19 protein-coding genes are annotated in these 21,721 nt (G+C 52.8%); 4 read left to right on the forward strand and 15 right to left on the reverse strand.

Going from position 1 to position 21,721, the window contains the following annotated elements:
- Positions 1–28 precede the first annotated feature (28 nt).
- The 9 genes from Q31b_RS05180 to Q31b_RS05215 all read right to left on the reverse strand — a co-directional run bounded on the left by Q31b_RS05180 (position 29) and on the right by Q31b_RS05215 (position 7,899).
- Positions 29–496, reverse strand: coding sequence for a DUF420 domain-containing protein (locus tag Q31b_RS05180; protein ID WP_146598522.1), 468 nt, complete (start codon positions 494–496; stop codon positions 29–31).
- 4 nt (positions 497–500) lie between these two features.
- Positions 501–1,223 (reverse strand): SCO family protein, encoded by a 723-nt coding sequence (locus tag Q31b_RS05185; RefSeq protein ID WP_146598523.1) that lies wholly within the window; start codon positions 1,221–1,223, stop codon positions 501–503.
- A 204-nt stretch (positions 1,224–1,427) separates the two neighbouring features.
- Entirely contained in the window at positions 1,428–2,210 is a 783-nt protein-coding gene (locus Q31b_RS05190; protein ID WP_390622308.1) for an ABC transporter permease, read from the reverse strand.
- A 95-nt stretch (positions 2,211–2,305) separates the two neighbouring features.
- The gene (locus Q31b_RS05195) at positions 2,306–3,256 is read right to left on the reverse strand and encodes an ABC transporter ATP-binding protein (RefSeq protein ID WP_146598780.1); all 951 of its coding nucleotides are present in this window, start codon (positions 3,254–3,256) and stop codon (positions 2,306–2,308) included.
- 23 nt (positions 3,257–3,279) lie between these two features.
- Complete coding sequence (gene cyoE / locus Q31b_RS05200) at positions 3,280–4,281, reverse strand: heme o synthase (RefSeq protein ID WP_146598525.1); 1,002 nt, start codon at positions 4,279–4,281, stop codon at positions 3,280–3,282.
- Positions 4,282–4,301: 20 nt separating this feature from the next.
- Positions 4,302–5,312: a COX15/CtaA family protein gene (locus Q31b_RS05205; RefSeq protein WP_146598526.1), complete on the reverse strand. Its 1,011-nt coding sequence runs from the start codon at positions 5,310–5,312 to the stop codon at positions 4,302–4,304.
- Positions 5,313–5,324: 12 nt separating this feature from the next.
- Complete coding sequence (locus Q31b_RS27925) at positions 5,325–5,501, reverse strand: hypothetical protein (protein ID WP_197170952.1); 177 nt, start codon at positions 5,499–5,501, stop codon at positions 5,325–5,327.
- Complete coding sequence (locus Q31b_RS05210; RefSeq protein ID WP_146598527.1) at positions 5,498–6,772, reverse strand: c-type cytochrome; 1,275 nt, start codon at positions 6,770–6,772, stop codon at positions 5,498–5,500. The genes Q31b_RS27925 and Q31b_RS05210 overlap by 4 nt, the downstream gene beginning before the upstream one ends.
- 353 nt (positions 6,773–7,125) lie before the next feature.
- Positions 7,126–7,899, reverse strand: a complete 774-nt coding sequence (locus tag Q31b_RS05215) for a methylamine utilization protein (protein ID WP_231617313.1) — start codon at positions 7,897–7,899, stop codon at positions 7,126–7,128.
- A gap of 274 nt (positions 7,900–8,173) precedes the next feature.
- On the opposite strand from Q31b_RS05215, the gene purD reads away from it, so the two are divergent.
- On the forward strand, positions 8,174–9,466 hold the full coding sequence (gene purD, locus Q31b_RS05220; RefSeq protein WP_146598528.1) for a phosphoribosylamine--glycine ligase: 1,293 nt from the start codon (positions 8,174–8,176) through the stop codon (positions 9,464–9,466).
- Here the strand turns inward: purD and Q31b_RS05225 are convergent, their stop codons facing one another.
- Positions 9,467–10,078, reverse strand: a complete 612-nt coding sequence (locus Q31b_RS05225; RefSeq protein WP_146598529.1) for an HAD family hydrolase — start codon at positions 10,076–10,078, stop codon at positions 9,467–9,469.
- Positions 10,079–10,463: 385 nt separating this feature from the next.
- Between Q31b_RS05225 and Q31b_RS05230 the strand changes: the two genes are divergently transcribed.
- A complete protein-coding gene (locus Q31b_RS05230; protein ID WP_197170954.1) occupies positions 10,464–11,759 on the forward strand; it encodes a citrate synthase in 1,296 nt (431 codons plus the stop codon).
- A 105-nt stretch (positions 11,760–11,864) separates the two neighbouring features.
- Here Q31b_RS05230 and prmC read toward each other — a convergent pair whose 3' ends face one another.
- The 5 genes from prmC to Q31b_RS05255 form a co-directional block, all read right to left on the reverse strand.
- Entirely contained in the window at positions 11,865–12,785 is a 921-nt protein-coding gene (prmC, locus tag Q31b_RS05235; protein WP_146598530.1) for a peptide chain release factor N(5)-glutamine methyltransferase, read from the reverse strand.
- 44 nt (positions 12,786–12,829) lie between these two features.
- Entirely contained in the window at positions 12,830–13,909 is a 1,080-nt protein-coding gene (gene prfA / locus Q31b_RS05240) for a peptide chain release factor 1 (RefSeq protein ID WP_146598531.1), read from the reverse strand.
- 92 nt (positions 13,910–14,001) lie between these two features.
- Positions 14,002–14,250 (reverse strand): 50S ribosomal protein L31, encoded by a 249-nt coding sequence (gene rpmE, locus Q31b_RS05245; RefSeq protein ID WP_146598532.1) that lies wholly within the window; start codon positions 14,248–14,250, stop codon positions 14,002–14,004.
- Positions 14,251–15,033: 783 nt separating this feature from the next.
- Complete coding sequence (locus tag Q31b_RS05250) at positions 15,034–15,411, reverse strand: GxxExxY protein (protein WP_146598533.1); 378 nt, start codon at positions 15,409–15,411, stop codon at positions 15,034–15,036.
- 1,012 nt (positions 15,412–16,423) lie between these two features.
- Complete coding sequence (locus Q31b_RS05255; protein WP_146598534.1) at positions 16,424–17,368, reverse strand: bile acid:sodium symporter family protein; 945 nt, start codon at positions 17,366–17,368, stop codon at positions 16,424–16,426.
- A gap of 136 nt (positions 17,369–17,504) precedes the next feature.
- Between Q31b_RS05255 and Q31b_RS05260 the strand changes: the two genes are divergently transcribed.
- Together Q31b_RS05260 and acnA are read left to right on the forward strand one after the other, a co-directional pair.
- Positions 17,505–18,881 carry a hypothetical protein gene (locus tag Q31b_RS05260; protein ID WP_146598535.1) on the forward strand — a complete coding sequence of 459 codons (1,377 nt, stop codon included), beginning with the start codon at positions 17,505–17,507 and terminating at the stop codon, positions 18,879–18,881.
- Between the two features lie 125 nt (positions 18,882–19,006).
- Positions 19,007–21,718 carry an aconitate hydratase AcnA gene (gene acnA / locus Q31b_RS05265; protein ID WP_146598536.1) on the forward strand — a complete coding sequence of 904 codons (2,712 nt, stop codon included), beginning with the start codon at positions 19,007–19,009 and terminating at the stop codon, positions 21,716–21,718.
- The last annotated feature ends 3 nt before the right edge of the window (positions 21,719–21,721 follow it).

Genomic DNA, 21,721 nt, shown 5'->3' on the forward strand with positions numbered 1-21,721 from the left:
GGCACTGGATTTTGCTTTAGCCCGCCAACTACACCGCATAAATCTGGTAAAGCATCAGATAAACAAGGACGCCCGTCACAGAGACATACATCCAAATCGGGTAAGCATAGCGAACCAATTTTTTATGAGCCACGATCCGTCCTCTCATTGCCAAATAGACCGCTCTGAGCGCCAAGAACGGAACCAACATCGCCAGGACCAAATGGGTACCAAGGATCGAAAAGTAGGTATAGCGCGCCGTGTCCGACGCGATCGCGGGATCGGTTGGAAACCGTTTGTTCGGCTCACCCGTCACTTGATACAGCGCTACCTTGTGGAGCAAATACAGAATCAAAAAAAGAGCACTGACACCCAAAGCCGATAACATCAACTTTTTGTGGACGCGTGCTTTGCCTTGACGGATTTTGATGAGTCCAAATGCCAACAGCACCGTCGCGATTGCATTGAGCGTTGCGGTAGCGTGAGGCAGATTATCGGAGAGAAATTGCCAATTCACCGGTTCAGGATTCCTTTTTGGCAGTGGTCTCAGGCTTCGCGGTGGTCTCAGGCTTCGCGGTTGACTCGAGCATCTCGTGAATCGTTTTTTTCAATCGGTCGAATTGTTTTTCTTCCGGCCATGAGTAAAAACCTTCGATTTGACCTTTCCGATCGACGAGCACAAACCGTTCAGAATGAAACTGCTTGTCCACGGGCAAGCGGAAAACTTCCGCACCCACTCGGCTAATGTACGCCATCTCACCGGTCATAAACAGCCATTGTTCGGGGTCGGCACCAAACCGAGCGGCATATTCGCGGAGTTGCTCCGGCGTATCGGTTTCAGGATCAACCGAGATGGCAACAAAACGAACATCTTGGCCTTCAAATTCGTCTTGCAGCTCTTTGACCTTTTGATTTTGGCGAACACAAATGCTGGGACAAGTACTGTAGAAAAAGCTAACAACGTAAGGTGTCCCGAGCAACGCTTCGCTACTCACTTCTTTGCCACTGCGTTCGGTCAAAGTGAACCGACTAAGCCATGCTTCATCTTCAGGCGGACGACTTGGCATGGTGTTTTCAGCCAAGGAGTCTTCTTCGACAAACTCGTCTGGCGATAGCGAGTTAGAAAACACCTCGATCCTCTCCCCCGACTCGGATCGAGCGGCGTCGCCACGAAAACTGCGAATGCCGAGACCGATTAGAACGGCGGCCATTAAGATGAGCGTGATATTAAGGGTCGTTCGCATCGGTGTCTCTCCAATCGTGCACGGACATTGGGATGGTTCCTAAAACAGTGAAGGAATCTTCAGGCGGGTATTTTTTCGGGGGGGTCTAGTCCTTAGCCGATTCACGCATCTCACTGGATCGCCAAAAGGCCACACTCCAGCGAGTCATTCTAACGAAAGGACGGTCGTCCTGCGAGGACAACAACGAGCCACTTTGGCACACGCCTATACAACCACATCGACTTTGCGACTGCCCCGGACAAAGTACCACGCCAACAGGCTAACGATAACGACGGAGATCACCGTAACGCTCCAACACGTTGCACTCGAGGGCGAGAAACCAGCGGCCGCGAAATCGACATTCGGGTAAATCAACCGCCGCATTTCGGTCATCGCATAGCTCAGTGGATTCGCCCGCATCACCCCACCCAAAATCATCTGGCCGACGCTAGCGTCATTCCACGGCGGAATCGGAAAAAAAGATCCACTCAACAACCACATCGGCATCAAGCCGAGCATCATGATCGCATGAAACCCTTGGGTGGAATCCATCGGCCATGCGACGATCATACCGAGCGAGCAAAGTCCCATCGCGACGATTGCAAGCAAGAGCATCAGAGGAATCACCGACCATGTGATCGTCGCCGCACCGAACAGATAGACCAGCAGTAAAAAGAACAAGGCTTGAACCCACGCGATCGCGGCACCGCCGAGGACCTTACCGGCCAAAACGGGCCAGCGTCCGACGGGGGCGACCAAGACGGATTGCATGAACCCTTCCCGACGATCCTCGATCACGGAGATGGTGGCAAAAATGGCTGTGAACAAGACGATCAACCCAATCGTGCCGGGCAAAAAGAACTCGATAAAACTCTGGTCCCCCGCTCCAGTGAACGAACCGCGAAGCCCTGTCCCAAACAGTAGCCAAAACAACAGAGGTTGCAGAATCGCAGCGGTCACCCGGTTTCGTTGACGAAAAAAACGGGTCCATTCGCGGCGGGCCAGCATCCATGCGGCTGCGAAACCAGCCGATGCTCGTGTTGGTTGCGGGTCAACCGCAGAACGACCATTGGATAAAACCGCTTCGTTCGAGCCTAAAACGCTCATCGAAATTTGTGTCCTGTCTTTACAATAAATACGTCTTCTAAGCTCGGACGCCCGATCGTGATCGATTGCAATTGGCCACCGAGATGTTCCGAGATCTGCGGAACAAGACTTGACGGCTCATCACTTTGCAAACGAAGTTGATGAGAAAACCGCTGTGGATCAAGGCCGAGTTTCTGTCTCAAAATTTGCTCGGCTTCATCGACCGAGTCAGCCTCGATTGTAATCACGCCATCCCCAAGCTCTGCTCTCAACTCCGCTGGCGTCCCTTCGACAATTTTTTCGCCCTGGTGCATGATCGCAACCCGATCGGCCTTGTCGGCTTCTTCGAGCAAATGCGTCGTCAACAATACCGAAGTGCCCTGATCACACATTTGACGAATCGAGGCCCAAAGGTCGAGCCGTGCAGCAGGGTCCAAGCCCGTGCTCGGCTCATCAAGCAACAACAATCGCGGACGATGCAGCATCCCTTTGACAAGTTCAACCCGTCGCTTGAGCCCCCCCGACAAACTTTCGCAGTAATCTCGCCTGCGACTCGTTAGATTCAATTGTTCAAGTAACTCATCACGTCGCTCGTTGAGCTGCTTGCCGGTAATCCCGTAAAGCGCACCCTGGCAAGCGATGTTCTCATCAACCGTTAACTTGTTGTCCAATGAAGGCGATTGAAACACGATGCCAATTTGTCGTCGGACGGCCAATGGATTGGTGTGGCTGTCGTAACCGCCGACACGGATCGAGCCGTGTTGAATTGGCATGAGCGTTGAGAGCAAGCGAAACAAAGTCGTTTTGCCACTTCCATTCGGCCCGAGCAGCGCAAAGACTTGACCGGATCGTGTGCAAAGACTGACTCCCCGCAGCGCTGCATGAGTGCCATAAGAGTGACTGATCTCCTTTGCGACACATACCGGCCCTGTATCGGCCGCCGAGTCGTTGCCAGCGCTCGTTGACAAAGGCTTTTGCGTTAGGTTCGTACTCAAACTAGACACCGTATCGTGACGATGAGCAGAACGGCTGGCAAAACCAACAACGAACTGCGGAGAAGTTTACGTGCCAATGCATCCTCCGGCATTTTGGCGAAACGGATCGACGCTTTGAGCATCGGATAACTGGCCAGAACCGTGGCCGCTGAGGCAATGATCCCAGCTGTCAAACCGAGCGGCATTGCACAAAGGACGATAGAGCAAGCGATGATCACAATCGAACCGGCGATGCTTTGCAGCCCCGCTGACTTTCCCGTCGGCTCGACGGTCGTCGACATGCAGAACCCCGCCTCTGCATATTGGCGCCGGTACAGCCATGCAATCGCCATGAAATGTGGGTACTGCCAAGCGGCCAAAATACCGAACAGAAGCCAACCGGTCCATTCGGTCAAACTGCCACCCGCTGCGGTGTAACCCATCATGACCGGAAGTGCGCCAGCGACGGCGCCGACGGTCGTATTGAACGAGGTTCGCGTTTTCATCGGTGTGTAAACAACGACATACAATAACCAAGTCGCCAAACCTGTCGCTGCAGGGACAATCCCAAACTTCCACTGCAAGATCGCTGTGCCTGCGATACCGAGCATGGCGGTGTAGAGTATTGCATTTGCCACATGCATTCGTTGGTCCGGAAGCGGGCGGACGGCGGTGCGAGCCATCCCACAATCGATCTCTCGCTCCCAAACCTGGTTCGCGGCCCCTGCACTGGCGGCGACCATTCCCGTTCCAAGTAGCAGCCAAGCCAGTTCGATGGACGGGATCATGCCGCCCGCAGCGATCGACGCGGATGCCACCGTGGTGACCAAAATCATTGTCACAATCCGCGGTTTGGTGAGCTGGACGTAATCCGCCAACCTCCTCTTGAGCGAGACCGTTTTGCGAGTCGATGCAATCGGTGCGGTGGAAATCGCTTCGGCTGCGGCGAAGCTGCTTGCCCCCGCCCTGTGCCTTGCTTTCTGATGTAGCGGATCAGCAATCAATGTATCAGTCGACATATGATAAGTTGGATAGTGTTTTATGAAACCGAATGTCGGCTAAGGAATTGAAGGCGAAGCAAACGCAAACCGACGACCACCGCCGCTGCCAAAATCAATGGCCCCGTCGCGACGTGACCGGTAACGAGCATCGCATCGACAAAGTCTTTCGAGACGATTAGATGCCCGTTCGTCCCCGGCAACCACTGCAGGAAGCTTGGCCACCCATAATTGACGACCCAAGTCACCACGCCAAGTGTAATCTGAATCGCCGTTAATCCTACCAAGATCACGCCGGGACGTCTAAGTGCTAAATCGCTGATTTTTCGTAATCGATACCACGCGACAAACGCTAAAATCCAAATCATCAAGGCGACGACCACATGAGCCCAAACGGTGTAGAGGAACCACACCGGTGAGTCGTTGGGCTGCAAATGGCGGATTTTTGCCCCCAGAACCAGTTGCGCGTAGCAGATCAGGGTCAAGAAAAAGACCAGAAAAAGGGTCCCTTTCGGCATCAACGAGCCCCCTTCGGACACTGCCGGATCCGCCGATCCCGTCTCGTCCGCCCCCTGGTTTCGCTGCCACCACCGGCCGGTCACGACGGCGGCACCCACGGCCGTCGCAAAGACGACCGGCGCAGTGCTGCCGTGAATCATCGCAAAAACGCGATCGCTAAGCAGGACGCGAACGCCGCCCAATCCACCTTGCACGATTACCAGCAGCAACGTGACGATGGACAATCCTTTGACCCAACGCCGCTGCTCGGACCAAAACGAGGCGACCACAAATCCGATCGCTGCAAGGCCAACTAAAATCCCCAACAAGCGGTGCCCGTGTTCGATGAACAAATCAAATGGTCCAAGCAACCAGGTCTTATAGGGATACAGCAACAAATTGTAGCCATACGTATTTGGCCAATCGGGTACCGACATCCCAGCATCGTAGGTCGTCACCAATCCACCAACCCAAATCAATGGCCAAATCAACAGGACCACTAACAGGGCCGTGCGATGTACCATCGGTTTGTATTTTTGTTCTCGATCAGTCATATCAATTGAAGTCTAAGGTCGATTCATTCGTGCAAAAATCCGCTCTCCCGATATTCCGCCAACCACGGCACCGCCAGCACCGAAAAAAAAGCCAGGCACGAGCCCTCCAAAGTTGAGCAGCCACATCGCGAACACGCCGATCGTGATGCCCACAATCGCTCCGATCGATCGGTAGGTTTCCTTCGTCATTGGGCCACACCGGGTAAAGGAGACTCACCGCGACTGGCGTCAAAGGACTGGACATAGCGGACCAAATCCCAAATCTGCTCGGCCGTTAAACCTTGGTGGCTGGGTGTGGGAACGACTTCGACGCCCGGCATCGGCGTGCCCGCAATCCCCTCTTTGATTCGCCGATACAACGTCTCCCCATCACTGCCACCGTGAAAAACACCGTCCGTCAAAGCACGTGGTTGAATGATTCTCGGCATCATCGCTCCTGCGTCGACAAACGGCTGCATTGCTTCTTTGTCAGTCGGCGTGACACCAATCCGCGACGAATACTCTTTGGACCAATCGTCGTAGTCAAGTGTGATCGTTTGCCCCAATCCATCCTGATCATGACAACCAACACAATTGGCGATCTGGCCATGAAACAGTTCCCGACCCCGCTCGACCGCTGCAGCCAATTCGACGGCGTTATCGAACACCGGCGAGGGCGGAACATCGACAACACGACTCGATGCCTCGGCCCACTTTTCCACGACGCTATTGAGAATCTCCAGCGTTACCGCCTCCCCCTCGCTAAGGCTCTCTTCATCAAGCAGCGACTTGCCCTCGGATAAATCGAGCTTCGGAACACGCAAGCGAAGCTCCTCTTGCGGAGCCGCTTCTTCGTAACCCATCTCATCCACCGCCGCAGCCAACAACTCTCGCTCTACCTCGCCCCGAATCGACAAATAGATCACGTAATCGACAAGCGATTCGACTTCGTCGTTTACCATCAGCGGGAAAGCTGGCATCGCTGTACCCGCGATGCCGCTACGAATCGTACGCTCTAAATCACCGCGTATTGGCCGGGCGGTTCGTTCGGTCGATTTCCACTTGTAAAGCCCATGACGAAAATCACGCGGGTACGGATCTTGGACCAGAGATGCAGGACCTTTGCCGCTGCCCGAAAGCCCATGGCACAACACACAATGCTCGCGGTACAAACCGAAATGGGTGTCATCTTTAAGACTCAGCACGGGGCCAGCAGACTGGATGAGTCGCTCGGGATCGACTAACTCGGCCAAGGAGGGATCGAGAAATGCGATCGGCCAACGAGGCTCGTTTGGAGTACCAAAAAGATCGTCAATCACCTTTGCGGAATCTTCCAATGCAGCGTCCATCGGCATCGCTCGACTGCGAGCGAGTGTCATCGAGTAGACGCGGTTCGCATCAAACTTCTCGATTTTCGAGTCACAACCCAAAAAGGAAGCAACCGTAAACAACAAAGGGATTAAAAACAGAGAGCGGAACATGGCACAATGGAAGATGGCACAATGGAAGCGGAGGGCGGCGAAGGGTGTTCCCATTAGACCGCAAAAACGGTGATGCCGTAAACGATGACAAATTGTCGCACCAAGTCGCATAGGCTTCTAGCCTGTGCTGAGGGCGTTTCAAAACTTCACCCTCCCAAAACCTGGAGGCAGTGCGGCGTTTCAGTTATTTCGCAGCAACTCGTTACAAGGCTCCAGCCTTGCAACGGAATGCTTGGAGGCTCCCGCCTCCTCATACAGTGCTCGGGAGGTGGGAGGCTCTCACCATCGTGTCCCCAGGCGGGAGCCTGGGGACGAGTGTGTCGAACGCCCAGCGACGAGCATCCATTCAGCATCTATTCATAGGTCAACGCATCGGCGGGAATCACAACGGTGCCCAAATCCTTGACGCCTGCTCCAATCTCGACATCGAACCGACTTCGAGTCCATTTCTCGACCTTGCCGTTGATTTTGACTTCATCGATGCGCCCCGCTTCGTGATAAACGCGGAACGTCAATGCACTGCCCTCAGGCAAATTCTTGATGATGAGGTCACCATTTTCGTCGCTTTTGGCTGCGTAGGGATGGTCGAGGACCACGACATAAGCCCGCATCCAGGGGTGAATGTTGCAGTCGACCGGGATCGGGGCCGGTTCCGCCTCTTCCAACGCGACCGTCTTCGACCCCCCCGACGGAATCAAGAAGTTCTGGGCGGGATTTTTGAAAAAATTGAGGTTGGCGTTATGGCCGATTGGATCAGGATTGGTAATTTCCAGTTTATCGCCAGCTTGCGCGATGACGATGTGAGGATCAAAACGACATTCGCTGTTGGCCAACACGTGTTTTTTGTCCGATGCAGGCACATCGGTTAGTTGCGAACCGCCGCGACCAGTATAGACATAAACGACAACATCTTTGACGCCTTTGTTCGAGGGATTGACCAGCAACCGCTCGTTTTTGACATCGTGTTTTCCGCAAAATTCGACGTCTTTATTGACTTCGACCATGGCAGGTTCCTTTGATTCGCCGCCATATTCAAACCGAATCTTCAAATCACCTGCATGAGCATCTGATGGACAAACGGCTAGCAGCAAGGGTGCCGCGAGACAAGTAAGCAATCGAATCTTCAAAGCAACTCTCCTGTTGGACGTAAACAAAGTTGGCGACTCGAGCCAACCAGCGAATGGACTTAGCATTCTAACCAACTTTGCCCCACAGACCACTGTTGAACAGACTCGAAACGACGCAAAACAAGATTCTTTCCAAATTCATTGTCGCAGCGGCGAAAAACGCGGACTCAAGGCACTACGGCTAGATAGGAACCGCCATCGAACCTAAAGTATCCGCTGGCACCAACTTTTATCTGTCTTCCTCCTTGATACAAACGTAATTTCAGGTCCTTTGATGAAAATCCTTGTCGTCGGCAGTGGTGGGCGTGAACACGCACTCGCTTGGAAAATCGCCCAGAGTCCGCGGGTTCAAAAAGTCTATGTCGCTCCCGGTAACGCTGGCACCGCCCTCGACGCAACCAATGTGCCGATCGAAGTCACCGACACGGAGGGTCTCATTGCGTTCGTCAAAGAGAACGAGATCGACATTACCGTCGTCGGCCCTGAAGTGCCCCTCGTCCTCGGTTTGGTCGACGCGATGCAAGACGAAGGCCTGAAAGTGTTTGGGCCAACCAAGGCGGCCGCCGAACTGGAAGGCAGCAAAGTCTTCTGCAAAAACCTGCTGCGCACTGCCGATATCCCCACCGCCGACTACCACACGTTTCGCAGTGCCGATGATGCAAGTCGCTACATCAAGGACCGCTACAACGAACCGACGGACACCGTCAATGTCGTGATCAAGGCAGACGGTTTGGCCGCTGGGAAAGGCGTCATCGTTTGCGACACCCGTAGCGAGGCACTCGAAGCGATTGACCGCATCGCTCACCAGAAAGAATTTGGCGAAGCGGGCAAGGAACTGATTATCGAAGAGCGTTTGTTTGGCCAAGAGGCAAGTGTCTTGGCGATTACCGATGGCGAAACCATCGTGACCCTGCCTGCCGCACAAGATCACAAACCCGCTCACGACGGGGATACGGGCCCTAACACCGGCGGCATGGGCGCCTATTGCCCTACGCCAATTATCGATGAAGGGATGATGGAACGGGTCGAATCGGATGTTTTGGTGCCGATCGTTCATGCCATGAAACGTGCGAGGCGACCGTTCAAAGGAGTCCTGTATGCAGGCATGATGCTGACGTCGGCTGGCCCCAAAGTTCTGGAGTTCAACGTTCGCTTTGGCGACCCTGAATGCCAACCACTCTTGATGCGGCTAAAAACCGACTTGGTTGATGTGATCGAAGCGACAATCGATGGAAAGCTGAACGAACTTGAACCACTCCAGTGGGATGATCGACCAAGTATTTGCGTGGTCATGGCCAGTGAAGGGTACCCCGGAGACTATCAAAAAGGACGCTTAATTACCGGGCTGGATCGAGCATCGCAGCTACCCGATGTCAAAGTCTTTCATGCGGGAACCAAACTCGATGACGGGGCGGTCGTGACCGCCGGCGGACGCGTGCTCGGCGTTACGGCAATCGGCGATTCAATCAGCAAAGCGAAGCTCCAAGCCTACACGGCAGTAAAAGAAATCCGCTGGGAAGGCGCTTGGTGCCGAAAAGATATTAGCGACAAGGCTCTTGGTTATTAGTCATGGGTTAGTGGTCAATGACTTGGTCGCTTGGTGCAACGAGTTGTCGCGAACGTCGAAGCAGTCCATTGACGCTCGCGCAGCTGCTTCAAGACCAAGCGGCGAATCTTCGAAAACGATACAATTCTTTGGCTCCACGCCGAGCCGCCGAGCCGTTTCTAAAAAGACATCGGGATGCGGCTTGTGCAATTCGGTGTCTTCCGCCGTCACGATCACTTCAAAGTACTTTCGCATCCCGATCTGTTCGAGCTGTGCGGACACGCCTTGCTGATCACCGCCACTGGCAACCGCGACCGGAATCCTGCCACAGTAGTATCGAGCGATCCCACAAATGTCCTCACGCGCTTCAATGTACTTGATCCGCTCGGCAAAGAACGCTTCCTTGCTTGCCGAAACGGCTTCGCAGTCAACGCTGACCGACTGCTCCTCGGCCAACACTCGCACGATTTCTTCGCTGCGCATCCCCCCCATCGAGTAAAACCTGTCTCTGGAATAAGAAATGCCAAAGGGAGAAAGTGCGTCGATCCACGATTCGTAATGCAGCGGCATCGAATCCGTCAACGTCCCGTCGCAATCAAAGATTAAGCCTGCATATTTTTTATATTCATTCACATTATCACCTTCCAAATCGGCCTGCTGAACGTCTAGCCACAGAGCCTAAAAGGACTGAGCTAACAGGACAGAGCCTAAATAGCGAGACCTCCATTGCATAGCCTCACCGATGAGCAATCGAGTTGCGTGTCGATACCTGCGAACGCGACACCGAAGCACCCTCCCAGCAACGGCGAACCAACCCAACCTTATGGGCAAACGTTGTCAATTCTGAGGACATTGATCCTCTCTATCCACCCAATGCGATAGAAAACGAAAAAGCGAAAATTGTGTCAAGCCTCGCGATGGTGTACGATCGATGGTGTAAGATTCATAATGGCTGTTTCGGCCAAGGGTCTGCCAAGGGTCTGTAGTGTGCGCATCGAAGACAAGGAATCAAAAGAGCATGAGTAGTCAAATCCACACGGGAAAATCTTACACCCTCGATATGGGAGATCGTAAAATTTCTCTGCCGGAGGTTATCGGTAGCGAAAACGAACGAGGCTTCGACATCACGAATTTGCGTGATGAGACCGGTGTCATTACCTACGATGAGGGCTACCGCAATACCGGCAGTGTCAATTCGGCGATAACTTATATTGATGGTGAAAACGGAATCCTACGCTACCGGGGAATCCCGATCGAACAACTTGCCGAAAAATCGACTTTCATCGAAACCGCATTGCTGCTGATTTACGGCGAACTGCCAACCCAGGAACATCTCGCCAGGTTTCGCCATGAATTGACCGAGCATCAAATGATCCACGAAGGGATGCGAAACTCGTTCCTCGGATACCCACCAAGCGGACATCCAATGGCGATCTTATCGTCAATGATCAACACGTTGTCATGCTACAGTAGCAGCGTGATGGAGATGGAAGATGAAAGCGGCTTCGAAAACGCTGCCGCACGACTGCTGTCAAAAATCCGGACGGTCGCGGCTTATGCTTACAAGACGTCGAGGGGGCAACCGCTAATGTACCCTGATCCAAAGCTGAGCTACTGCCGCAACTTCTTGCACCTGATGTTCTCGCTACCATCGAATTGGCATCATCCGTCCGACGAAGTCGTTCGCGCACTCTCTCTGTTTCTAATCCTGCACGCCGACCACGAACAAAATTGCTCGACCGCAACGGTTCGCATGGTCGGCTCGTCGGGAGCAAACCTATTCGCATCATGCGCTGCTGGCGTTTGTGCATTATGGGGACCGCTGCACGGCGGAGCCAACGTTGCCGTGATGGAACAACTACAGCGAATCCATGAATCGGACGAGCGAATCGAAGATTTGATCGATCGAGTAAAACAGAAAAAAGAAAAGCTTTTTGGCTTTGGGCACGGCGTTTACAGAAGCTATGACCCCCGTGCAAATATCCTTCGCGATCAAGTCACAAAGATCATGGATAAGCATGGCATCAATGATCCGCTACTCGACATTGCCAAACGACTCGAAGAGATTGCGCTTAGTGATGATTACTTCGTGAGCCGAAAACTTTACCCGAATGTTGACTTTTATTCCGGTATCCTGCTGCGAGCAATCGGTATTCCGCTAAACATGTACACGGTCATGTTTGCGATCGGCCGGATGCCTGGTTGGATTGCCCAGTGGAAAGAAGTTCGCGATTCGGATAGCCGCATCTATCGACCACGGCAAATCTACACCGGCCCAGGCTGTCGTGATTATGTCGGCGTGAACCAACGATAAGAGCGAGGGATCAAGAGAGAGAGGGGGGGGCGGCACTGATTCGCCGCCAAAGTTGGAACGGTCGCCTTCAGGCGATTTCCGAAACCCGTGTGAATCGACGAAAGCCTAGACGCCAACATTTTTCGCCACCGAAACAATCCTTCGGTGGCCAGCGAAATCCTTGAGGAAACGAAGGTCACACAGCCCCTCCGTTGCGTCGACAAGCTCCTCGCATAAATCGGCAATCATCGGACTGATTTCGATAATCAGCCGCCCACCTGCTTCAAGACGTTTTGGAGCGGTTTCCAATAGTCGTTTGATGATATCGAGTCCGTCAATGCCGGCGACTAAAGCTTCACGGGGCTCGTAATCGCGTACCGTGGCCGGCAGCTCGTCATATTCTGATTCGCTGACATAGGGTGGGTTACTGCAAATAATATCGAACGTCGGCGGGTCAACCAGCGATTCGAACAAATCGCTATGCACAAACGAAATCGAATCGGCAACCTTTAAGTGCTCTGCATTCCACGCTGCGATTTTCAGTGCCGCTTCGCTTAAATCGATCGCCGTAATCTGTGCATCCGGTATATGCTTAGCCAAGGTAATGGCAATTGCACCACTGCCGGTACCAACGTCGGCAATTCGCAGAGGGCTCCCCTCCCCTTTCATTTCGCCAAGCGGTTTCGCTCGGTCAATCGCTTCAACGACAAGATGCTCGGTTTCGGGGCGTGGGATGAGAACGTTCTCGTCGACACGAAATCGAAGCGAATAGAATTCGCGAAAACCAACCAATTGAGCAACCGGTGCTCCCTCGCCTCGGCGACGCACCATCTCTCGAAACGCGACACGCTGCTCTTCTGCAGGCACCTCCGCAAATGCGGTATAGAGTTCGATGCGAGCACAATCGCGAGCATGAGCGAGCAGGATCTCGGCATCCAAACGAGGCGAATCGCTACCACGTCGCTTAAAAAAGTCGGTCGTCCATTCAAGCAATCGTAATACCGTCCAAGGAGCATCCTTGGCATCGGCTTGGCTGCTGTCAGTCATGGCATGTCTCTTCGTAAGATAGTGGACGATAAAGAAGCAATGGCTTAATCAATCATGTCGCCGCGAAGTTGGTCGCGATCATATTCGATCATCGCATCGGTGACGGCCGTTAAATCGCCCGCAATAATCTGATCCAATTTATAGAGCGACAAATTGATGCGATGATCCGTCAGCCGGTTTTGAGGGAAGTTATAAGTGCGTATCCGCTGACTGCGGTCGCCCGAGCCGATCAAACCCTTCCGAGTTTGAGACAACTTAGCCTCCTCTTCCTCTCGCTTTTTCTCATACACACGCGCCTTCAAAACTCGCAACGCCTTCGCCAAGTTCTTGTGCTGGCTCTTTTCATCCTGGCACTGAACGACGATTCCAGTTTCATGATGAGTCAAACGGATCGCCGACTCGGTCTTGTTGACATGCTGTCCACCTGGACCCGAGGCGCAAAATTTATCGACCCGATAATCTTCCGGGCTGATAACAATCTCGATATCCTCTGGTTCGGGCATTACCGCAACGGTCGCAGCCGACGTATGCACGCGGCCTTGCGTCTCCGTCTCTGGAACCCGCTGGACTCGATGCCCGCCCGATTCGTAAGCCAGATCACGGTAGACGTTCTCGCCCTCCAAGGTCAGCGTGATGTCTTTGAAACCACCCATTTCGGTCGCACTGTGGTCCATGATTTCAAGTTTCCACTTTTTCAGCTCGCAGTAGTGCTTGTACATTTCGAACAAGTCGCGAGCAAACAAGGCGGCTTCATCGCCACCGGTGCCCGCCCGGATTTCCATCACACAGCGGGTGCGGTGCGAATCTTCGCCACCCACGGTGAGCGAAAGCAGCTCCTCCCAGAGCGTCTCGCGTTTTTTTCGCAACTCTGCCATCTCGGCTTCGGCCATATCCCGCTCGTCAGGATCATCCGCCGCTTCGGCCATCTCTTCACAACCACGAATTTCATCGGTTAAACGCTTGAATTCACGATACTTGTTGGCCACCTTGGCCAACCCGCCATGTTCGCGCGCAGCGGCACTCATCCGAGCTCCATCCGCCAACACCTCGGGGTCAGCCATATCAAGCTCAAGCTTTTTGAAGCGTGCCAGTTTTTCTTCGAGCGTATCGCGAATCGTACTCATAAGATGTCATCAAGAGATTGGGTTACAAAAACAGCCACACGCGTTCCAGGAAGAAACGATGTGGCTGAGTCGAATTTTCGGTCGTAGCGAAGCTATTTTTTGGTCTTCTTCTTGCCCTTAGCAGGTTGCAAACTGCCGTAAGTTCCCGCTGCAAACTTCTTCTGGAACTTGTCAATCCGGCCAGCCGTATCAACATACTTCAATTTACCGGTGTAGAACGGATGACACTCATTACAAATGTCAAGCTTCAGCTCGGTCCGGACACTGCGAGTTGTGAAGGTGTTTCCACAGCCACAGGTGACCGTAGTCTCCTGGTATTTTGGGTGAATGCCGTCTTTCATGGCAGTAACGTCTCATCGTTGTAAGAGGAAGGCTCGCTGGCGTTGGTACAGCGACGCCGAATTACCATATTACGCTATCGACCCTAAAATGTTCAAGGGCAGCAAAATACTGTCAGGTGGTGGTTCATTGTGCAATATTATCGCCACGAATCTCACCAATCGACACGAATAGGAAAATCAAATTTGAATTCGTGAAAATCCGTGCGATTCGTGGCTAAAAAACTCGCCCGAATTCTGGCCATGGAGAAGCGAGGCCACGAATCTCACCAATCGACACGAATTAAAAAACCAAAGTTCAATTCGTGAAAATTCGTGCGATTCGTGGCCAAAAAACCACCCTAATTCTGGCCAATGGAGAAGCGAGGCCACGAATCTCACCAATCGACACGAATTAAAAAAACAAAGTTCAATTCGTGAAAATTCGTGCGATTCGTGGCCAAAAAACTCGCCCTAATTCTGGCCAATGGAGAAGCGAGGCCACGAATCTCACCAATCGACACGAATAGAAAAATCAAATTTGAATTCTTGGAAATTCGTGCGATTCGTGGCCAAAAAAATCACCCGAATTCTGGCCAATGGAGATGCGAGGCCACGAATCTCACCAATCGACACGAATAGAAAAATCAAAGTTCAATTCGTGAAAATTCGTGCGATTCGTGGCTAAAAAACTCGCCCTAATTCTGGCCAATGGAGAAGCGAGGCCACGAATCTCACCAATCGACACGAATAGGAAAAACAGAACTTGAATTCGTGGAAATTCGTGGCGGTGCAGATTGCCATCGCTCAATACACAATCCGTTCGTACTGGATGGCGCCGTGTTTGCCGAAGTTGACCAGCAATCCCAACTTCAACCCAGTGGCTTTTAGGTAATTAATCATCTGAGCACGGAACTTATCCGCTAGGTCCGATGTGCCTTTAATCTCGACGATGATCTGGTCGTAGCAAATGAAGTCGGGAATATAGACTGCCTTCAAAATCCTTTTTTTAAACTGCAATTGAAGCTGCTGCTGGCAAACAAAGGGGATCTTTCGATCGCCGAATTCGTACTCCAAGCACTCTTGATAGACCGCCTCCAAAAAGCCGCATCCCATTTCGTTGTAAACCTCCATGGAGGCACCAACAATCTTATAGCATTCGTCTTTAAAAATAAGCTCGGTCATAGTGCTTGCCTTTTGGAAAAAGTGGCCACCAATCCCACCAATCGACACGAAAAACAGGATTGGATTCGTGGAAATTCGTGCGATTCGTGGCTAAGAATACTGGTACCAATCCTATTCTAGAAAAAGTGGCCACGAATCTCACCAATCAACACGAATAGGAAAAATCAAAGTTGGATTCGTGGAAATTCGTGTGATTCGTGGCCAAAAAAATCGCCATGATCTTGGCGGATGGAGAAGCGGGCCACGAATCTCACCAATCAACACGAATAAAAAATCAATGTTGGATTCGTGGAAATTCGTGTGATTCGTGGCCAAAAAAAATCGCCATGATCTTGGCGGATGGAGAAGTGGGGCCACGAATCTCACCAATCGACACGAATAAAAATTCAAAGTTGAATTCGTGGAAATTCGTGTGATTCGTGGCCAAAAAAATCGCCATGATCTTGGCGGATGGAGAAGTGGGGCCACGAATCTCACCAATCGACACGAATAAAAAATCAAAGTTGAATTCGTGGAAATTCGTGTCATTCGTGGCCAAAAAAAATCGTCATGATCTTGGCGGATGGAGAAGCGGGGCCACGAATCTCACCAATCAACACGAATAAAAAATCAATGTTGAATTCGTGGAAATTCGTGTCATTCGTGGCCCCAAAAAAAATCGTCATGATCTTGGCGGATGGAGAAGCGGGCCACGAATCTCACCAATCAACACGAATAAAAAATCAAAGTTGGATTCGTGGAAATTCGTGTCATTCGTGGCCAAAAAAATCGTCATGATCTTGGCGGATGGAGAAGTGGGGCACGAATCTCACCAATCAACACGAATAAAAAATCAATGTTGGATTCGTGGAAATTCGTGTGATTCGTGGCCAAGAAAACTCACCACCATCTTGGCGGATGGAGAAGCGGGGCCACGAATCTCACCAATCGACACGAATAAAAATTCAATGTTGGATTCGTGGAAATTCGTGTGATTCGTGGCTCAGATCGACTGCCGGCTTATTCACGCTAATCAACTCCGGTTTTTCCAGCGATGTGCGATGACGGTGTCAAGCACTAACTGCATCAAGTGATACATCAGCATCGGTATCACACTGACCCCCATATCAATTGCAATCTGCAGCCCAACCATCAGCGTCTTTTGGCTCCCAGCGATGCCGACCGCAATCTGACTCTCTCGGTCCGCGCCGATTGCTCGAGCCGAAAGGATGCCGATTCCCATCGCTGACAAGTGAATGGAAAGCACGAGAAAAAGCAACAAACCAGCAGTCATCCCCAACGAAGCGTTTTCCACCGAGGAGATCGAGGCAACCATCTCCGCACTGGCAATCGATCCAAACACAACCATCGATAACACGCCGAACTGGGCAAACATCGATAACGTTACCTTGTGCTGGTCCGCCCACCCTGCCAACCCAGCCGACCGCATGGCTTGAGCCAACACAAGTGGTATCACCACAATGGTGGCTAATTTCTGCATTTGATCGGCTGCTGACCAATCAGACTGCTGAGACAAAACCAGGGCAACGCCAATCGGAACGACGAACACACAAGCTAAATTGGTCACGACGGTCGTCAATAGCGCGATCGAATCGTTGCCTCCCGCTTTTCGCGTCCAGACCGCTGCTGACGCCAAAGTACATGGAACGAGCGAAACGACGAAAAGACCTCCAAATACCGATTCAGGTAAAATGGCTCGCGTAGGCAAACACAACAACGGCACCACCAACCCATTTGTCCCAATCGCCAACAGCGTCGGAAGCGGTCTCCCGACACTCTGGCGGATCGCGTCCGCCTTCAATGTCACCCCCATCATCCACATAACCAAAAACACGATTCCGCTACGCAGCGATGTCATTTCCAATAAAGGATGCAGAGTTTTGCTAGCGAAAAAGCCTGTGCAGAAGCAAATTCCCAGAGCAATGAGAAACCAATGTCGTTTTAGTCTTCCCCACATGTTGTAATTTTCCCAAACGACCTATCGGCCAAGCGGCTTGTGAAACTAAGATCCGCTAATCTACCAGGAATCGGAATCAACCTGCATTGGCTTGGCCCGTTTCCGACGAAGCACCTTTCTCAAAGGAAGACCTGCAATGCATGAACGGACGCAACGAGCGATGGCTCGATTGATGTTCGTTCTCTGCTGCGCGGTTCCAACCTTTTTGACGATTTGCGTTCTGTTGGTGACTTGGACACCGTGGTACGACCATGCGGTACTCCGCAAGATCACCGAATCGATTGCCAAAGACACTGGATTTCTGATTGAGATTGACGATTACGATCGCCCCGATCCCCAGCGGTTAGAACTTCAAAATTTGCGAGTCATCGACCCCGAAACGCATCGCGAAGTCGCTCGCGTCGAGCACTTGACGTGGACAGAGGTGAACGACGGCGTCTCCATCGTTCTCTCCAATCCGCAGTTGCAGTCATCCGAACTCCGTGGTGCTTGGCGACTAATTCACGACCGATTTTTGTGCAGTTCGATCTGTTTGTCTAGCAAAGTCCGATTTGCAGCCAGCGACCTGACGATCCAAAACGAGAGCGGTTCGACGATTTTACAAGACGTCGACGCCTGGATTGAGCCGTCGGCTGAGTCGACTCGGGCCAATATCGAATGCGTGCGATCGGGGCCACGTCGATCGGGCCAGCGTGACGGCAGCGGGTTTCGCATCGAGGTGGTTCGTGACCGTACCGGTGCCATGCCCGTAACGACTTGGACGATGGAAACCAGTGACACACCGCTCCCCTGCTCCGCCTTATCGGGATATAGCGACCTGCTTGGCGCGCTCGGTACGGACGCAGCGTTCTCCGGCATCGTCCGTTGGAGTCGTGACACCAACGGATGGTGGATCGATCTGCGAGGTTCACGATTCCACGACGTTGATTTGGCGTCGCTTACCAACACCCTACCACATTCCCTATCGGGCAAAGCTTCGATCGCATTTTCGCGAGGCATGATTCGCCCTGGAAAAACAATTGACATCGTCGGAGACCTGCGAGCCGAAAGGGGTTTCGTCAGCCCTTCGCTACTGAGAGCGTTTGAGCAAGACTTAGGAATGACGGTCAACGCAACTTTAAACCTAAACTCGAACTTAAACCTAAACTCGAACTTAAACCTAAACTCTGCTTCAAGCTTAAACTCTGCTTCAAGCTTAAACTCCACATTAACCCCAAACCCGATCGCCCCACACCCGATCGCCCCACACCCGATCGCCTATGAGCATTTGGCGCTCCATTTTGGGCTACAAGGGGCGGAGATGACACTTTCAGGAAAATGCCGAGAAGCGGAGGGACTCGAGGGCCTCGCCGCTGGGGTGGTGTTCTACGGCAACGGGCAACCGATGGTCATGTCCACTGGCGTCCCGATGCCAGCGGTCGAGTTGACCAAGCTCGTCGCCCCCTTTGGCAGTGAGCTGATCCCAGTCTCCGACAAGACCTCCGCGATGTTGCAGCTCCTATTGGCCCCCTAGCGAAAGGCGACGCTCCGTTTCGGAGCGAACTCCTAGCAGACAAGTTGCCGCCGAGCGGTTAGAATGCGATCCAATCGGCGGAATTTTGAAACGTTTCCAAACCTTCTTATGATAGAGACCCTGCTGTGAGCTTCGATCCCTTCGGCACCCGCGACCAATTTGACACCGGCCATGGCATGGCCACCCTTTACCGGCTCAGCAAACTCGAGGACGCAGGGCTTGGCCAAGTCAGCCGCCTACCGTTTTCGATACGCGTGCTGCTCGAAGCGGTACTTCGAAACTGCGACGGCTTTTCGGTAACCGAACAAGATGTCAAGAATTTGGCGGCCTGGAACGCAGCAGCTCCCGAGAAACAGGAGGTCCCGTTCAAACCCTACCGTGTGGTGTTGCAGGATTTCACGGGAGTGCCCGCGATCGTCGATCTGGCAGCAATGCGGTCGGCGATGGAGCGGATTGGTGGCGACCCGAAGAAGATCAATCCGCTAATCCCCGTCGATTTGGTCATCGATCACTCGGTCCAAGTCGATTTCTTCGGTACCGACACCTCGCTGCCGCAAAATGTTGCCATCGAATTCGAACGCAATCGCGAACGCTATGAGTTTTTACGGTGGGGACAAAAAGCATTTGACAATTTCCGAGTGGTCCCGCCCAATGTCGGAATCGTCCATCAAGTCAACCTCGAATACCTCGCTAAGGTCGTGGCCATTGTCGAAACCGAGGACGGCCCTGTCGCACTTCCCGATACACTCGTCGGCACCGACTCGCACACCACCATGATCAACGGCCTCGGCGTCTTGGGGTGGGGGGTTGGCGGAATCGAAGCGGAAGCCAACATGCTCGGCCAACCACTCTACATGCTGATGCCTGAAGTCGTTGGGTTTGAGTTGACTGGTGCGTTGCCACAAGGCGCCACCGCAACCGACATGGTTCTTCGTGTCGTCGAAATTTTACGACAAGAGGGCGTTGTTGGTAAATTTGTCGAGTTCTTTGGCAAAGGGATGAACAAAATGAGCGTCGCCGACCGAGCGACGATCGCCAACATGGCTCCCGAATATGGCGCAACGATGGGCTTCTTCCCCGTTGACGACATCACGCTCGAGTATATGCGGCAAACCGGACGAACCGAACAACAAGTCGACTTGGTCGAAAGGTACTGCAAAGAGCAAGGATTGTTCCGACTCGACGATGGTCCCGAACTCAACTACACCAAGCAGTTGTCTCTCGACTTGAGTACCGTCCAACCAAGTTTGGCTGGTCCGAAGCGTCCCCAAGACCGCATCGAACTGAAAGACATGAAAAAAGCGTTCGAGCATTCGCTCACCGCTCCGGTCGGCAAGACAGGATTCGGACTTAAAAATGACGATCTCGCTCGCACCGCAACGGTCCAAAACGATGGCAACTCGAGTGAAATCACCCACGGTGCCGTTGTCATCGCAGCAATCACCTCCTGTACCAATACCAGTAACCCGTCCGTCATGATTGGTGCCGGGTTGTTGGCCAAGAAAGCGGCCGAACGTGGCTTGAAAGTCGCTTCGCATGTCAAGACGAGCCTCGCTCCAGGGTCACGCGTTGTCACCGAGTACTTGGACAAGGCGGGTTTGACCGAAAGTCTCAACAAACTTGGTTTCAACACGGTGGGCTATGGATGCACGACTTGTATCGGTAACAGTGGCCCGCTTCCGGAGCCCGTTGCCAAAGCGATCAAAGCAGGCGATCTAGTCGCTTCAGCGGTACTGAGCGGCAACCGCAACTTTGAAGGGCGCGTCAATCCGTTGACCAAGGCGAACTATTTGGCTAGCCCTCCATTGGTCGTCGCCTATGCTCTTGCCGGAACGACGGATATCGACATGATCAACGAACCGCTTGGCCAAGATGACTCCGGCAACGACGTCTTCTTGAAAGATTTATGGCCAACCAACGAAGAGATTCGTGAAACGATGCTGCGTTCGATCGATCCGGAAATGTTCACTCGTCAATACGAAACATCCGTTTCCGGCAACGAACGTTGGAACGCGATTGACGTTGCCGATAGTGCGATTTATCCCTGGGACGACGACAGCACCTACATCCATCACCCACCGTTCCTCGACTCGGTCACTGGCGAAAAAGTGCCTTCGATCGGGCCGATCAAAGGAGCACGCGTGATGGCGTTACTTGGCGATTCGGTAACGACCGACCATATCTCACCCGCCGGAGCCATTGCCTCCGACGGACCCGCTGGCCAATTCTTGCAGAAATCAGGGGTCCCGATTCGCGAGTTCAACAGCTTCGGGTCGCGACGGGGTAACGACCGCGTCATGGTGCGAGGAACATTTGCCAACATTCGCATTCGCAACCAAATGGCACCGGGAACCGAAGGAGGCGTAACACGGCACCTACCCGACGGCGACGTGACGAGCATCTACGAAGCGTCGATGAAGTACCAGTCCGAAGGTGTCCCTCTTGTCGTCTTAGCAGGCACGGAATACGGAACCGGCAGCAGCCGTGACTGGGCCGCGAAGGGAACGATGCTGTTGGGCGTCAAGGCGGTGATCGCGGCTAGCTACGAGCGAATTCACCGCAGCAACCTGGTTGGCATGGGCGTTTTGCCACTTGAGTTCGCTGATGGTGCAACATGGCAATCACTCGGGCTGACAGGCGAAGAGATTATCGATATTCCGGATTTATCCGATTCCATGGAGCCTCGCTCGACGATCGTGGTTCACGCGACCGATGTGAACAACAACACCAAGACGTTCCCTTGCATCGTGCGAATTGACACGCCCGTTGAATTGAGCTACTTCCGTAACGGCGGCATCTTGCCGACGGTGCTAAGGAATTTGTCAGAGTCTAAATAGGAA

The sequence above is a fragment of the Novipirellula aureliae genome (assembly GCF_007860185.1).
GTDB lineage: Bacteria > Planctomycetota > Planctomycetia > Pirellulales > Pirellulaceae > Novipirellula_A > Novipirellula_A aureliae.

Coding starts and splice junctions, on each gene's coding strand:
- rpmE (WP_146598532.1), bottom strand. CDS start 14,250: ATGAAAGACGGCATTCACCCAAAATACCAGGAGACTACGGTCACCTGT.
- Q31b_RS05190 (WP_390622308.1), bottom strand. CDS start 2,210: ATGCTGGCCCGCCGCGAATGGACCCGTTTTTTTCGTCAACGAAACCGG.
- Q31b_RS05250 (WP_146598533.1), bottom strand. CDS start 15,411: ATGACCGAGCTTATTTTTAAAGACGAATGCTATAAGATTGTTGGTGCC.
- Q31b_RS05255 (WP_146598534.1), bottom strand. CDS start 17,368: ATGTGGGGAAGACTAAAACGACATTGGTTTCTCATTGCTCTGGGAATT.
- purD (WP_146598528.1), top strand. CDS start 8,174: ATGAAAATCCTTGTCGTCGGCAGTGGTGGGCGTGAACACGCACTCGCT.
- prfA (WP_146598531.1), bottom strand. CDS start 13,909: ATGAGTACGATTCGCGATACGCTCGAAGAAAAACTGGCACGCTTCAAA.
- Q31b_RS05205 (WP_146598526.1), bottom strand. CDS start 5,312: ATGACTGATCGAGAACAAAAATACAAACCGATGGTACATCGCACGGCC.
- Q31b_RS05210 (WP_146598527.1), bottom strand. CDS start 6,772: ATGTTCCGCTCTCTGTTTTTAATCCCTTTGTTGTTTACGGTTGCTTCC.
- Q31b_RS05230 (WP_197170954.1), top strand. CDS start 10,464: ATGAGTAGTCAAATCCACACGGGAAAATCTTACACCCTCGATATGGGA.
- Q31b_RS05185 (WP_146598523.1), bottom strand. CDS start 1,223: ATGCGAACGACCCTTAATATCACGCTCATCTTAATGGCCGCCGTTCTA.
- cyoE (WP_146598525.1), bottom strand. CDS start 4,281: ATGTCGACTGATACATTGATTGCTGATCCGCTACATCAGAAAGCAAGG.
- prmC (WP_146598530.1), bottom strand. CDS start 12,785: ATGACTGACAGCAGCCAAGCCGATGCCAAGGATGCTCCTTGGACGGTA.
- Q31b_RS27925 (WP_197170952.1), bottom strand. CDS start 5,501: ATGACGAAGGAAACCTACCGATCGATCGGAGCGATTGTGGGCATCACG.
- Q31b_RS05260 (WP_146598535.1), top strand. CDS start 17,505: ATGCATGAACGGACGCAACGAGCGATGGCTCGATTGATGTTCGTTCTC.